General features: G+C 67.3%; 10 protein-coding genes. All 10 read left to right on the top strand.

Annotated features, from left to right (window positions below):
• The first annotated feature begins 53 nt into the window (after positions 1–53).
• The 10 genes from grpE to WAQ08_RS05600 all read left to right on the top strand — a co-directional run bounded on the left by grpE (position 54) and on the right by WAQ08_RS05600 (position 14,488).
• On the top strand, positions 54–590 hold the full coding sequence (gene grpE, locus WAQ08_RS05645) for a nucleotide exchange factor GrpE (RefSeq protein WP_422189838.1): 537 nt from the start codon (positions 54–56) through the stop codon (positions 588–590).
• 117 nt (positions 591–707) lie between these two features.
• Positions 708–2,663, top strand: coding sequence for a molecular chaperone DnaK (gene dnaK / locus WAQ08_RS05640; RefSeq protein WP_422189836.1), 1,956 nt, complete (start codon positions 708–710; stop codon positions 2,661–2,663).
• Positions 2,664–2,757: 94 nt separating this feature from the next.
• Positions 2,758–3,990 (top strand): hypothetical protein, encoded by a 1,233-nt coding sequence (locus tag WAQ08_RS05635; RefSeq protein ID WP_422189834.1) that lies wholly within the window; start codon positions 2,758–2,760, stop codon positions 3,988–3,990.
• Positions 3,991–4,001: 11 nt separating this feature from the next.
• On the top strand, positions 4,002–5,147 hold the full coding sequence (gene dnaJ / locus WAQ08_RS05630; RefSeq protein ID WP_422189832.1) for a molecular chaperone DnaJ: 1,146 nt from the start codon (positions 4,002–4,004) through the stop codon (positions 5,145–5,147).
• Positions 5,148–5,365: 218 nt separating this feature from the next.
• A complete protein-coding gene (locus tag WAQ08_RS05625) occupies positions 5,366–7,006 on the top strand; it encodes a response regulator (protein ID WP_422189830.1) in 1,641 nt (546 codons plus the stop codon).
• 11 nt (positions 7,007–7,017) lie between these two features.
• Positions 7,018–7,638 (top strand): sensor histidine kinase, encoded by a 621-nt coding sequence (locus WAQ08_RS05620; RefSeq protein WP_422189828.1) that lies wholly within the window; start codon positions 7,018–7,020, stop codon positions 7,636–7,638.
• A 188-nt stretch (positions 7,639–7,826) separates the two neighbouring features.
• Positions 7,827–9,176, top strand: coding sequence for an efflux RND transporter periplasmic adaptor subunit (locus WAQ08_RS05615; protein ID WP_422189826.1), 1,350 nt, complete (start codon positions 7,827–7,829; stop codon positions 9,174–9,176).
• Positions 9,176–11,416, top strand: a complete 2,241-nt coding sequence (locus tag WAQ08_RS05610) for a biotin/lipoyl-binding protein (protein WP_422189824.1) — start codon at positions 9,176–9,178, stop codon at positions 11,414–11,416. The genes WAQ08_RS05615 and WAQ08_RS05610 overlap by 1 nt, the downstream gene beginning before the upstream one ends.
• Before the next feature lie 166 nt (positions 11,417–11,582).
• Complete coding sequence (locus tag WAQ08_RS05605) at positions 11,583–13,379, top strand: DEAD/DEAH box helicase (protein WP_422189822.1); 1,797 nt, start codon at positions 11,583–11,585, stop codon at positions 13,377–13,379.
• A gap of 29 nt (positions 13,380–13,408) precedes the next feature.
• Complete coding sequence (locus tag WAQ08_RS05600; RefSeq protein ID WP_422189820.1) at positions 13,409–14,488, top strand: efflux RND transporter periplasmic adaptor subunit; 1,080 nt, start codon at positions 13,409–13,411, stop codon at positions 14,486–14,488.
• Positions 14,489–14,495 lie beyond the last annotated feature (7 nt).

Below are 14,495 nucleotides of genomic sequence, written 5' to 3'. Positions count from 1 at the left end.
GTTTGAACCGCCCTGATATGCGCAGGGTTTTCCAATTTTCCAAAGACACCGAGATGAGCGACACACCCGTCTACCCGGATCCGGCTGATGTGCCCGGCACCCCGTCCAACGACGCGGGCCTGCCCCTGGAACAGCAACTCGCCGAGCTGCAGGCCAGGCACGCCGAAGTGTCCGACGCCTACCTGCGCGCCAAGGCCGAGACCGAAAACGCCCGCCGCCGCGCCGACGAAGAGGTCAGCAAGGCCCGCAAGTTCGCGGTCGAGTCCTTCGCCGACAGCCTGCTGCCCGTGAAGGACAGCCTGGAAGCCGCCATCGCCACCCACGTGGCCCAGCCCGATGCGCCCGCCGCCACCGTGCTCGAAGGCGTGCACGCCACCCTACGCCAGCTGTCCGCCGCGCTCGAACGCAACAAGGTGCTCGAGATCAACCCCGCCGCCGGCACCCGGTTCGATCCGCACCAGCACCAGGCCATCAGCATGATTCCGGCCGATCAAGAGCCCAACACCGTGGTGGGCGTGCTGCAGAAGGGCTACCTCATCGCCGACCGCGTGCTGCGCCCCGCCCTCGTCACCGTGGCTGCGCCGAAATAAGCAGAAAAACCGCGTTTTCAGGCCTGCAAAGGGCTTGAAAACACCCAAAACACTCACAAGTACAACGACAACCGGCAGCCTCAGCGCAGCCACCCCGCTTTTAGGAGATTACCGAACATGGGCAAGATCATTGGCATCGACCTGGGCACCACGAACTCGTGCGTGGCGGTCATGGAAGGCAACACCACCCGCGTCATCGAGAACAGCGAAGGCGCGCGCACCACGCCGTCCATCATTGCGTATCAAGAAGACGGTGAAGTGCTGGTCGGCGCTTCGGCCAAGCGCCAGGCCGTCACCAACCCCCGCAACACGCTGTACGCGGTGAAGCGCCTGATCGGTCGCAAGTTCACCGAGAAGGAAGTCCAGAAGGACATCGACCTGATGCCCTACACCATCACGGCTGCCGACAACGGCGACGCCTGGGTGCAGGTGCGCGACAAGAAGCTGGCCCCCCCGCAGGTGTCGGCCGAAATCCTGCGCAAGATGAAGAAGACCGCCGAGGACTACCTCGGTGAGGAAGTGACGGAAGCCGTGATCACGGTGCCCGCCTACTTCAACGACGCACAGCGTCAGGCCACCAAGGACGCTGGCCGCATCGCCGGCCTGGATGTCAAGCGCATCATCAACGAGCCCACCGCTGCGGCCCTGGCCTTTGGCCTGGACAAGCACGGCGCCGGCGACCGCAAGATCGCCGTGTATGACCTGGGTGGTGGCACGTTCGACGTGTCCATCATCGAAATCGCCGACGTCGATGGCGAAAAGCAGTTCGAAGTGCTGTCCACCAACGGCGACACCTTCCTGGGCGGCGAAGACTTCGACCAGCGCATCATCGATTACATCATCAGCGAGTTCAAGAAGGAACAGGGCGTCGACCTGTCCAAGGACGTGCTGGCCCTGCAGCGCCTGAAGGAAGCCGCCGAAAAGGCCAAGATCGAGCTGTCCAACAGCACGCAGACCGACGTCAACCTGCCCTACATCACCGCTGACGCCACCGGCCCGAAGCACCTGAACATCAAGCTGACCCGCGCCAAGCTGGAAAGCCTGGTCGAAGAGCTGATCGAGCGCACCATCGCCCCCTGCCGCACCGCCATCAAGGACGCTGGCGTGAACGTGGCCGACATCCAGGACGTGATCCTGGTCGGCGGCATGACCCGCATGCCCAAGGTGCAGGACAAGGTCAAGGAGTTCTTCGGCAAGGAGCCGCGCAAGGACGTCAACCCTGACGAAGCCGTGGCCGTGGGCGCCGCTGTTCAAGGCCAGGTGCTGGGCGGCGAGCGCACCGATGTGCTGCTGCTGGACGTGACCCCGCTGTCCCTGGGCATCGAGACCCTGGGTGGTGTCATGACCAAGATGATCACCAAGAACACGACCATCCCGACCAAGTTCGCGCAAACCTTCTCCACCGCCGACGACAACCAGCCGGCCGTGACGATCAAGGTGTTCCAGGGCGAGCGTGAGATGGCCACCGGCAACAAGATGCTGGGCGAGTTCAACCTCGAAGGCATCCCGCCCGCACCGCGCGGCGTGCCCCAGATCGAAGTGGCCTTCGACATCGACGCCAACGGCATCCTGCACGTGAGCGCCAAGGACAAGGGCACGGGCAAGGAAAACAAGATCACCATCAAGGCGAACTCGGGCCTGTCCGAAGACGAGATCCAGAAGATGGTGAAGGACGCCGAGCTCAACGCCGCCGAGGACAAGAAGAAGCTCGAACTGGTGCAGGCCAAGAACCAGGGCGAAGGCCTGGTCCACAGCGTGCGCAAGTCGCTGACCGAGTACGGTGACAAGCTGGAAGCCGACGAGAAGGACAAGATCGAAGCCGCGATCAAGGATGTCGAGGAATCGCTCAAGGGCGAGGACAAGGACGACATCGAGGCCAAGACCAACGCCCTGATGACGGCCAGCCAGAAGCTGGGTGAGAAGATGTATGCCGACATGCAGGCGGGCCAGGGTGCCGCTGGCGCAGCGGGTGCGGCCGGTGCCGATGCCGCTTCAGCCGGTGGTGCCGAGCAGGCCCGCCCTGCCGACGACAACGTGGTGGACGCCGAGTTCAAGGAAGTCAAGAAGGACTGATTTCCAGCAGTGCTCGATCGGCACGATCGGTGCCCAGGGCCCTGGCCCTGGCGCCCTTCGTGCCGAGTGCGTTTTTCGGTCAGGAATCATGTTCATGCCTTCCTCCATGCCCATGCGCTCACCTTTTGCTGCACAAACCCTTCGCACTGCATGGCGCGGCCTGCCCGCGCTGGCTCTGGTCTGCCTGGCCCAGGTGCCCGTGCAGGCGGCCGAGTTCGTCACCAGCCTGGACAGCCAATGCGCCGTTTGGGGCCCCTGGTCCCTGGGCGACGACAAACAGCCCGTGCGCTACCAGGGCCCCTGCGTGAAGGGCAAGGCCGACGGCAAGGGCAAGGCCGTCTGGCTGAACCCCTACCGCTTCAAGGAAGGCAAGGAAGAGGCCGACGACACCTGGGAAGGCAACTTCCGCCAGGGCGTGTTCATCGGCGACCAGCCCTTCAAGGGCAGGTTGGATGGCTGGCGCAGCAACCTGGTGCTCAGTGAGCGCGGCAAGGTCGGGGAAGCCCAGGCCTGGTGGGTTCACCGAGGGCCGTCCAAGGGCGCGGTGAACCTGTGCGAACTTGAGCATGTGGCCTTGGTCGTCCCCGATGGTTTCAAGGTGGAAGACGACCAGTTGGTCCATGCCCGCATGCTGGCAGCCCAGCAGACCGTGGTCGCCGCCTGCCCGAGCAACGCACCGTTCCGAGCGGTGAACGTCGAACTGTGGCGCGCCCCGCTCACGCCGGACGCCAAAGGACAGGAGCCTCAAGCCCTGGCCAAAGGCGCTGTCGTGCTGGACAACGGCAAACCCGCCGAGGTGCGTGCCTACCGCAACGATGCCTCGGCGGCCGTACGCCAGAAGCAGGCCGATGCCGAACGAACGGCCAAGCGCGAGCAAGTCCGACAGGCCTTCCACCGCCTGAGCGCTGATCAGCAGGTCCAGGCCTGGCTGACCACCTCGCAGGCCGAGAAAGACCCGTTCAAGTGGCAAGGCAAGACCGTGGCCCTGACGGTGAAGCTCGAGCGCATGCTCAGCCCCACCGTGGCCTGGGTGACCGATGCTGACCGGGGCGGCTACTACGGCTACGGCGGCTACACACCGATGCTGCTCAAAGGCGTGAGCTCCGACACCTTCGGCAAGCTCGACACCGCCGTGGTGATCGGCCATATCGACGGGCGCAAGCGGGCCGCCGACCTCGGCGTGAGCGGATCGAGCGATGGTATCGAGGCCACGACACTGAACGTCACGCACACACGCCCCTGCGAACAACGCCAGTGCATGGACTGGCTGGGGTGGGATGTCCGCAAGGAAATGACCTGGGGTGAGCCGTTCAAGGCTGCCCCCTGAGGAACAATCGCATGGCAAAACGCGACTTTTACGAAGTGCTGGGGCTCACCAAGGGAGCCTCTGACGACGAGATCAAGAAGGCCTACCGCAAGCTGGCCATGAAGTACCACCCTGACCGCAACCAGGGTGACAAGGCCAAGGAAGCCGAAGAGAAGTTCAAGGAGGCCAAGGAGGCCTACGAGATGCTCTCGGACCCCAAGAAAAAGGCTGCCTACGACCAGTACGGCCATGCCGGCGTGGACCCGAACATGGGTGGCCGCGGCGGCCCTGGCGGCGAGGGCTTCGGCGGGTTTGCCGAGGCCTTCGGCGACATCTTTGGCGATATCTTCGGCCAGCAGGGTGGCGGCCGCCGTGGCGGCGGTGGCCCCCAGGTCTACCGCGGCAACGACCTCTCCTACGCGATGGAAATCTCGCTGGAAGAAGCCGCCCTCGGCAAGGACACGCAGATCCGCATCCCTGCCTGGGAAGAATGCGTCACCTGCCACGGCAGCGGCGCCAAGCCCGGCACCCAGCCCAAGACCTGCACCACCTGCAATGGCTCGGGCACGGTGCACATGCGCCAGGGCTTCTTCAGCGTGCAGCAGACCTGCCCGCACTGCCAGGGCACCGGCAAGATCATCCCCGAGCCCTGCACCACCTGCTCGGGCCAGGGCCGCGTCAAGAAGACCAAGACGCTGGAAGTCAAGATCCCGGCCGGCATCAACGAGGGCATGCGCATCCGCTCGGCCGGCAACGGCGAGCCGGGCACCAATGGCGGCCCCGCTGGTGACCTGTACATCGAGATCCGCATCAAGCCGCACGACATCTTCGAGCGCGACGGTGACGATCTTCACTGCAACGTGCCCGTGCCCCTGACCAGCGCCGCCCTGGGCGGCACGATCGAGGTACCCACCCTGGGTGGCAAGGCCGAGATCGAGATCCCCGAGGGCACCCAGCACGGCAAGACCTTCCGCCTGCGCGGCAAGGGCATCAAGGGCATCCGCTCCAGCTACCCGGGTGATCTGTATTGCCACATCGCGGTCGAGACCCCCGTCAAGCTCACCGAGCACCAGCGCAAGCTGCTCAAGGAGTTGGACGAATCCATCAAGAAGGGTGGCGAAAAGCACTCGCCCAACTCCAAGAGCTGGACTGATCGGGTCAAGAACCTGTTCAAGTGACGGGACGCAAGCTGTTTCTCCCCACTGACAAAGGCACCTTCGGGTGCCTTTTTCCATGGACCGAGACAAAATCCCCTTGACAAACTGGGAATCTGCATCAGAGCCGAACTCAAGTTGCGCTTTCGGATGCCGAAAGCAGCCGGTAAGGGCCGGCTTCCGTTGAGCCCGACGCGTGGTGCGTGTGTAAAGCACATCACCGAAAACACGAGTGACATGCCATGCCCATACAGACTCGGTTCTCCAACATTCAGGCCCTCGTCATCGACGACATGGCCGTGCAGCAGACAACCCTCAGGGGGCAGTTGTCGCAGTTGGGCATCGCCAAGATCGACGTCGCCTCGAACGCCGAGGATGCTGCCCGCCTGATCAAATCCCGCCGCTATGGCCTGATCCTGTGCGACTACAACCTCAACGCCAAGACCGACGGCCAGCAGCTCTTCGAACACCTGCGTGACACCGGCACCCTGGGCGCCGATTGCCTGTTCTTCATGGTGACGGCCGAAAGCTCCTACGCCTCCGTCGCCTCCGCCACCGAACACCACCCAGACGCCTACCTGCTCAAGCCCATCACCGCCAGCGACATCGAAGATCGCCTGAAAGCGCTGCTGGACAAGCGCGAGGCCCTGCTGCCCATCAACCAGAAGCTGGCCCGCGAAGATCTGGCCGGTGCCGTGCTGGAGTGCGACAAGGTGCTGGCCGCCCAGAACCGCTGGTTCATGGCCGTGCTGCAGATCAAGGGCCAGGCCCTGCTGCAGTTGGGGCGCCACCAGGATGCCAAGGAGGTCTACCGCTTGGCCATCGAGAAGCGGCCGCAGTTGGTCTGGGCACAGTTGGGCCTGGCGCGCGCCCACAAGGCCGCCGGCCAGTTCGAAGAAGCCAAGCACCTGGCCCAGCAGATCATGGGCTCGCGCGAAGGCGAAAAGAACGTGGCCGCCTACGACGTGATGGCCGAGGCCCTGGAGGCCCAGGGCGATGCCCAGGCCGCCATGTGGGTGCTGCGCGATGCCGCCGCCGTGGTCCCTTCTGCCCGCCGCCACCGCCTGGCCGGCGAGAGCGCCTACCGCAATGGTGATCTCGATTCGGCCAAGGAATATCTGCAGAAGGTGGCCAAGGCCACCAAGGGCTCCGTGATCGCCCAGCCGCAGGACACCCTGCTGCTGGCCCAGGCCCTGGTGGACCGGGGCGACACCGCCGAGGCCTTGAAGGCCCTGGCCGACAACGCTGCGGCCTACAAGAACACCCCCACCTTCGAGAACGTGTCGCAGGCCTTGCAGGCCCAGGCGCACGCCAAGGCGGGCGCATCCGATGAGTCCGACAAGGCCCTCAAGCGCGCCCGCGAGACGATGCGCAAGGGCAAGGCCGATTTCGCCACCATCGCCCTGGCCAAGGCCGAGCTGATGGCCGGCCATGAAGAAGAAGGCCTCAAGCTGATGGAAACCGCCATCAGCGCCGACCACGAGAACCCGCGCATCAAGCAGATGATCGGCAACGCCCTGCGCGACACCGGCCATGAAGACAAGATGGACGCCATCGTCAACGCCGCCGCGGCGGTGCTGACCACGCGTGTGCAGGATGCGCGCAAGCTGCTGGGCAACAGCCAGATCGACGAAGCCGTGCAGGCCATCGAGACCGTGCTGAAAGACTACCCCGAGAACACTGGCGCCCTGCTCCAGGCCGCGCAGATCAACTGCATGGCCCTGCGCCTGAAGAAGGCGCTCAACGCCGACATGGTTGAGCGCGTGCGCCAGTACCTCACGCGCCTGGAAACCCTGATGCCCGGCAATGACCGCGTCACCATGATGCGGCGCTACTTCCGTGAAACGCTGGCGGCGCTCGAAGCGTCGTCGGCCGCCCACTGACAGAGGGCCTGATGGAATCGACCACCCTCACCCTGATCGCCCACGATCTCAAGAACGCGCTGGGCTCGCTGGAAGGCCAGCTCGAAGCGCTGATCGACCAGCCCGATCCGGTGCTGGCGCACACCGCCTACATCCATTGCACCGAGCTGCGTCGGCAGTTCGTGCAGTTCCTGGCCGTCTATGGCTCGTCAGACGGGCTGGCGGCCCACTGCGAGGACGAATCCCCCATAGAGGTGCTGCAGTCGCTCACGCGCATGGCGCAGATCAAGGCCATGGCCTTGCCCACCAACCCACGGGTCAAGCTGCTGCAGGATGTACCCGTGCCGCCCTTCTGGTACCTGGACCGCCGTCTGGTGTCCATGGCCATGGAAGCCGCCCTGCACAACGCCAGCCGCTTCGCCCGCAGGGACGTGACCCTGCGCGCCCGTGAGGACGACGGCTACCTGGTGCTGGTGGTGGAGGACGACGGCCCCGGCCTGGGCGCGGTGGATCCCAACGACCACTCCACAGGCCTGGGCACCATGCTGTGCCAGGCCGTGGCCAAGGCGCACCGCAGCGCTGATCGTGTCGGCCGCGCCACCATGCAGAACCGCCCCGAGGGCGGCGTGCGCTTCGAGCTCTGGTTGCCCTGAGCCGCGATCACACCAGCGGCGCCCGCGCATTTCCATCGATCAAGCGGCAGCGCATGCCGTGAAGATGCCTCATCTTGCTCTGCCCGGATCGCACCTTGCCGCCCGCGACACCACCTTCCACGGCACGGCAGGCAGCGGAGGGGGTCGTTGTTCCCACCGGCGGCGACTTCGCTGAACTGCCGGCCACCATGGCCGCCCAGCCCAGTCTTCAGGACAGCCTGAGGACGCTGCTGCATGGCCTGCTGGCCCGTACCGGCGCCGTGCGCGCCGTGCTGCTGTGGTACGAGGACGGTCATGCGGGGCAGGCCATCGATGCGCGAGCCGCCAGTGGCGACGGCCGTCAGCCGGCCAGCACACTGACCGTTGACCAGCCCGATACACGGCTCAAGGATGCCGCCGAGGAGGCCATCGACCAGGGCATGGCCATCAGCTCAGACGAAGGCGCCCAGCCTGGCGACTGGCTCAACCGCGCGCAACAGGCCCTGGCCACACACGAAGACCGTGCCGTGCTGACCTTGCCCCTGCCCGGCGCCAACGACCCCATGGGGGCCGTGCTGTTGTTCTGGCCGGGCGTTCCCAGCCGACGCCAGGCACCGGACACCTCTGCGCTCAGCCACTGGATGACCAGCGTGGCACCCTTGTTGGCGGCCCAGCGCCGCGCCGAGCGCCCATGGCACTGGCATGCGCGCCAGGCATGGCGCCAAAGGCGCCAACGCTGGCGACACGATACCCCTCGCCTGCAACGCCGCCTGTGGTTCGCCGCGGGCGCAGGCCTGCTGCTCCTGGCCTTGGTGCCGATGCCCGAACGCATCGGCGGCTCGGCCCGCATCGAAGGCGCGCAGCAGCGCGTGCTGGCGGCCCCCACCGACGGCTTCATCAAGGCCACGCATGTGCACCCGGGCGACCGGGTCAAGGCCGGCCAGGTGCTGGCCGACCTGGCGGAACAGGACCTCAAGCTCGAACGCGACCGCTGGGCCAGCCAGGTCGCACAGCAGGACAACAGCTATGCCGCCGCGATGACCCGGGCCGACCGGGCCGAAGCCGCGCTTGCCCTGTCGCGGCTGGAGGAAGCCCAGGCCCAGCTGGCCTTGATCGACGAGCAACTCAAGCGATCGCAACTCAAGGCCCCGTTCGACGGTATCGTGATCCAGGGCGACCTGAGCCAATCCATCGGCGCGCCGGTCAAGCAGGGCGACACCCTGATGACGGTGGCGAGTACCCAGCGCTTTCGCGTGGTGATCGACATCGATGAGGCCGACGTCGCGCGCGTGCGCGACGGGCAGTCGGGGCGCATTGCCCTGTCCGCCCTGCCATGGGATGCGCTGGACCTGAAGGTGGCGCGCATCACCCCGCTGGGCGTGGCCCGCGACGGACGCAACGTCTTCGAGGTGCAGGCGGACTTCACCCAGCCCCCCCCGGCGGACATCCGTCCGGGGCTGACGGGCCAGGCCAAGGTCGTGGTCGGCTGGCGCCCCTTGCTGTGGTCCTGGACGCGCCCCCTGGTCAACCGCCTGCGCTTCCTGTGGTGGGCCTGGTGATGACGGACACGGCGTTCGATCCGCTTGCCAGCCCGGAGTGGCACCGCGTGGCTGATTGGCGGCCCCGCTTGCGCGAAGGCGTGACGGTCAGCCGCCTGTGGCAGCGCGGCCAGCGCTGGCATGTGCTGCGTGACGCGCAGGGCGGCCCAGGGTGCCGGCTGGACCCGCCCGCCTACGAGATCGCGGGCCGGCTGGACGGGCGCCGCAGCCTGCGGGATCTCTGCGCCACGCTGTCACGCCACACCGCGCACGGCGATGCCCCGGCCCCACCGACGCAGGACGATGTCATCAGCGTCGTCACCACCCTGCAGCAGCACGGGCTGATCGCATTCGATGGCGATGCACCTCACGCCGGAACGCCCACGCCCTTTCTCAGCTCCAGGGCTACGCTCATGACGGAGGACTCGGAGCCCGACACCCCGCAGCGCCGCCCCAACAGCCTGCTGGCTTGGCGACTGCCTCTGCTGAACCCCACGCGCCTGCTCGACAGGCTTGCACCGCTGGGCGCCTGGCTGTTCTCACCCCTGGGCGCCGTGGTGTGGGCCCTGCTGTTCGCCTCGTTGCTCATCGGGCTGATCTTGCATGCACCCGCCCTGCTCTCGCATGCGCAGACCTGGCTGGGCACCCCGCGCTATCTTCTGCTGGCTGCCCTGGCCTACCCATTGATCAAGGCCGTGCACGAACTGGCCCACGGCCTGGCCGTGCGGCGCTGGGGCGGCCCCGTCCACGAGGCAGGTATCACCCTGATGATGCTGATGCCCATCCCTTATGTGGATGCCTCCGCGGCGCACGGCTTCGAGCGAGCCTGGCAGCGCGCCATGGTCAGCGCGGCAGGCATTCTGGCCGAGCTGGCCCTCGCCGCCGTCGGGCTGTGGGTGTGGCGGCTGAGCATGCCCGGGCTCGTGCACGATCTGGGCTTCGTGGTGTGGTTCATCGCTGGTGTATCGACACTGCTGTTCAACGCCAACCCACTGCAGCGGCTGGACGGCTATCACCTGTTGACCGATGTGATGGCCCTGCCCAACCTCGCGCCTCGAAGCCGCCAGTGGTGGATGCATGCCCTGCCCTGCTGGTTGATGGGCCGTTCACTGCACGACCCGAACGTGCCTGGCGCTCCAGTGCAGGCCCCGGGCGAAACGCCCTGGCTGATCGCCTACGCGCCGCTGGCATGGCTCTGCCAACTGGTGCTGTGGAGCGGCATGGCGTGGTGGCTGGGCGGTATCTCCTCGGTGCTGGGCATCCTGGCGGGCATGCTGGTGGTTTGGCAGTTGCTGCTCAAACCCTGCGCGCACTGGACACGCCTGCTCTGGCAAAGCCTGTTGTGGCAAGGTGCGGCCGCCGGTGCGCCTCGCCCGCCACTCTGGCGCAGAACCGTCATGCTGCCCATGCTTGCCCTGCTCGTGTTGCTGCTGCCGTGGCCGAATGCCCGTCTGGCGCAAGGCATCGTCTGGGCGCCGGAGCAGGCCTTGGTCAGGCCCGAGGTCGATGGCTTCGTGCAGCAGGTCCATGGCCAGGAGGGCAGCACGGTGCGCGCAGGTGATCTGCTGCTCACCCTGGACAACCCGGGCCTGCGAGCCGAACACCAACGTACCCAGGCCAAGCTCGCCCAGGCCGAACAGGGACAGTTCAGCCAGATGGGGCTGGACAGCGGCAAGGCCGGCCAGGCGAGCGACGAGGTCCAACGCCTTCACGAGCACCTGGCCTACCTTGAGGCACAGCTTGGCCGGCTCGACGTGCGCGCCCAGCGGGATGGGCAGCTCGTGCTGCCCCAATCACAGGATCTGCCTGGACGCTACCTGAAGCGTGGCACCCTGGTGGGCCATGTGATGCCACCGGGCGAGCACCCCATCTTGCGGGTGGCAATGAGCGAACAGGACATGCGGGATCTGCATCTGCCCGTCAAGGACGTGTCGGTGCAGCCCGCAGATCGCAGCGCGCCCCTGATCCGCGCGGCCTTGCTGCGCGATGGCGGCGGCGCCGGCACGCAGTTGCCCAGCGCCGCCCTGAGCCGCGAGATGGGCGGTGATCTGCCCACCGACCCGGCTGACAAGGCGCATCTGCGCACCTTGAGGCCCGTGGTGCTGATGGATGTCCGGCTCGACATGCCTGCCACCCACGAGCCGATGCCGCTGGGCGGACGCGCCTGGGTACGCTTCGACCAGGGCTGGTCGCCCCCGATCGCACAGGCCTGGCGCTGGATGCGCCAGCGGGTCGCCGAACGATTCAACCCCGCGCGGTGAGCACGCCATGAGTTCTCCGGCATCACTGGCCCGACCTGGACCGCGATGGGGGCACTATCCCACCCGGCCTCAGCCCCTCGCGACCGAGCGCGCAGGGCAACTGTGGAGCACCCCCTGGTGGGGCCTGGGGCGCCGGCAAGTAGCCTGGTTGGCCGAGGTGGAGATCTTGACAAGGCAACTCGCCGACAGTGCCTTGTCCACGGCATCGCCATCATGGGAGGACGCGCTGAAGTCAGCCCGCCTGGGCCTGCGCAGGCAGGGCCTCGCCCCTGCCACCTGCGCCCCGGCCATGGCCTGCGTGCAGGTGGCCCTGCAACGTACCTCGCGCTGGCAGTTGCACCCCCTGCAGATGCTCACCGCCAGCCACCTCCTGGACCAGCACCTCGTGGAGATGGCAACCGGAGAAGGCAAGACGCTGGCCATGGCCGCCGCGGCCTGCATCGCCGCGATGGCCGGCGTGCCGGTGCATGTGGTCACCGCCAATGACTACCTGGCCGAACGCGATGCCCAGGCACTGCAGGCCCTGGCGGGTGCCCTGGGGCTGCGCGTGGGGCATGTCGCACCGGGCATGGCGCCGGATGCCCGCCGCGAGGCCTACGGCCTGGAGATCGTCTTCGCCACCGCGCGCGAACTGGCCTTCGATCACCTGCGCGATGGCCTGGCCCTGCCAGGGAGCGGTCACGAGCGCCCCGTGCTGCGCGGCCTGTGCATGGCCTTGCTGGACGAGGCCGACAGCATCCTGCTGGACGAGGCCGTCGTGCCACTGGTGATTTCCGGCAGCCTGCCCGAAAAGCCCGCGCAACAGGCCGCCCGGCGAGCCCTGTGGTGGCAGGCGCGCCAGTTGGCCCAGGCCTTGCGCAAGGGAACGCACTTCGAGCTTCAGTCCGGCCCACCGGATGCACGCCTGACCGAGGCTGGCCGGGCTGAGGCCGCGCGCCTGGCGCAGGCCCTGGACGGCCCATGGCTGCGCCCCGGCATCCGCCACGAACTGCTGCGGCTGGCGCTCACCGCCCAACACGCCCTGCACCGGGACAGGCACTACCTGGTGCGGGAACGGCGCATCGAACTGCTGGACCAGCTCACCGGCCGCGTCGCCGTCGGCCGGGCCTGGACGCAGGGCCTGCAAGCCCTGGTGGAACTGAAGGAGGGCTGCCCACCCAGCGCCCCGACCGACACCCTGGCCCAGATCACCTTCCAGCGCTTCTTCCAGCGCTACTGGCACCTGGCCGGCCTGAGCGGCACCCTGCGGGAGGCCCGCGTCGAGCTTCGCGAGGTCTATGGCCTGGCTGTGCGACGCATGCCGCTGCGCCGCCCCTCGCTGCGCCAGGATGGCCCCACACGCAGCTTCCCGTCCGCCGAGGCACGTTGGCAGGCCGTGGCCATGATGGCCTCGCACCTCCGGGCCCGAGGCCGGCCGGTGCTGATCGGCACCGACACCGTCCCGGACTCCGAGCGCCTGTCGTGGCACCTCGGTCAGCAAGGTGTGCCGCACACCGTGCTCAACGCCCGTCACGACCGCCAGGAGGCCGACATCATCTCGCAGGCCGGCCGCGCCGGGCAGGTCACCGTCGCCACCCGGATGGCTGGCCGCGGCACCGACATCGCGCTCGACCAGGCGGCCTTGACCGCCGGCGGACTGCACGTCATCCACTGCCAACGCAATGAGTCCCGGCGCATGGATCGGCAATTGCTGGGCCGCGCGGCCCGGCAAGGCCAGCCAGGAAGCACAGAAACGTGGATTTGTTCCGCCAATTTCCAGGACTCCCACACCGTAGGTGCCTCTATGCTGACGTCGTGCAGTACATCCGTCACGGAGTCCGTTACTCGAACGGCGTCATGGTGGCGGCGAGTCACCGTTCAACTGCACCAATGGATCGAGGAGCAGCGACAGTCGGCCATGCGCCGACACCTTCTGAAGCAGGACCGTCAATGGGAAGTAAGAGCACAACAAGCCCGGCGGTGAGGGCTGGTTGGGGGATGCTGGGGGCCTGGATGATGGCCTCTGCGGTGGCTGCGCCCCAGGCCACGAAACCTTCAGGCTGCCTGATCGAACCCGAGCAGGTGGCCGATGTCGGGTCGCCCGTCACGGGTGTGATTGAACGCCTGCCCGTGGCCCTTGGCGACGCGGTGGATGCTGGCCAACCCTTGGCCATGCTGCGCGCCGATGTGGAACGCGCCACCGCCGGTGTGGCCGCCTTGCGTTCCCAGGTCGATGCGGAAGTGAGGGCCGCCCAGGCCAACGTGGTGCTGGCCCACCAGAAGGTGGACCGCGCACGCCAGTTGCTCGCCCAGGATTTCGTCTCCGCCCAGGCAGTAGAGCAGGCCGTGGCCGAAGCCGAGGTGGCTTCACAGAAGCTCAAGATGGCGCAGAACCAGCAGCGCATCTATGGCCAGGAACAGGCCGTGGCCCAGGCCCAGCTCGGTCTGCGCACCCTGCGCAGCCCCATCCGGGGCGTGGTCGTGGAGCGCTACAACAACGTCGGCGAGCGCGTGGAAGATCGTCCCGTCGTGCGGGTGGCCTCCATCGATCCCTTGCGTGTCTCGCTGATGGTGCCCATCGCCCAATACGGGCAGGTCACGGTGGGCGACACCATGAGCATCCGCCCTGAACTGCCAGGCCTGGATGCCGTGCGCGCCACCGTACAGTATGTGGACAAGGTCGTGGATGCGGCCAGCAATACCTTCCGTGTGCGCCTGGCCCTGCCCAATCCGGGCCATCGCCTGCCCGGAGGGCTGCGCTGCAAGGCCGACTGGAACAGCCGCCAGGCCGGCATCCAGCCGCCGCCGCTGCAAGCGACGCCCAGTGCAGTGCGACCAGCCATCTCACGGCCCGCACCGGCTGAAGCCCTGCGGAGCGACAAGCCTGCCCGGCCGCAGACCGTGCGCTGGAACCCGGCCAGCAGCCATCTTGGCGGCGAGAGCCTCTTGGTGCTGCGCCCCTCGCTGAACCTGAGCCGCGCGCGGCACCAGAAGCGCCAGCCCGCGCCTGCAACCGCCTCCGCATCGCCAGGTGTCACCATGCTGGCCCAGGCTCCGCTGGCCTACAGCTTCACCCTGTCCGCCACGCGCTGACGGCACC

Origin of the sequence: Aquabacterium sp. (assembly GCF_049274795.1) — a bacterium.
Taxonomy (GTDB): domain Bacteria; phylum Pseudomonadota; class Gammaproteobacteria; order Burkholderiales; family Burkholderiaceae_C; genus Aquabacterium.
This window is presented reverse-complemented; position numbering and strand designations above follow the sequence as displayed.

Excerpts from the sequence above, each read along its gene's own strand:
- grpE (WP_422189838.1), top strand. The coding sequence starts at position 54 with ATGAGCGACACACCCGTCTACCCGGATCCGGCTGATGTGCCCGGCACC.
- dnaK (WP_422189836.1), top strand. The coding sequence starts at position 708 with ATGGGCAAGATCATTGGCATCGACCTGGGCACCACGAACTCGTGCGTG.
- WAQ08_RS05635 (WP_422189834.1), top strand. The coding sequence starts at position 2,758 with ATGCCTTCCTCCATGCCCATGCGCTCACCTTTTGCTGCACAAACCCTT.
- dnaJ (WP_422189832.1), top strand. The coding sequence starts at position 4,002 with ATGGCAAAACGCGACTTTTACGAAGTGCTGGGGCTCACCAAGGGAGCC.
- WAQ08_RS05625 (WP_422189830.1), top strand. The coding sequence starts at position 5,366 with ATGCCCATACAGACTCGGTTCTCCAACATTCAGGCCCTCGTCATCGAC.
- WAQ08_RS05620 (WP_422189828.1), top strand. The coding sequence starts at position 7,018 with ATGGAATCGACCACCCTCACCCTGATCGCCCACGATCTCAAGAACGCG.
- WAQ08_RS05615 (WP_422189826.1), top strand. The coding sequence starts at position 7,827 with ATGGCCGCCCAGCCCAGTCTTCAGGACAGCCTGAGGACGCTGCTGCAT.
- WAQ08_RS05610 (WP_422189824.1), top strand. The coding sequence starts at position 9,176 with ATGACGGACACGGCGTTCGATCCGCTTGCCAGCCCGGAGTGGCACCGC.
- WAQ08_RS05600 (WP_422189820.1), top strand. The coding sequence starts at position 13,409 with ATGATGGCCTCTGCGGTGGCTGCGCCCCAGGCCACGAAACCTTCAGGC.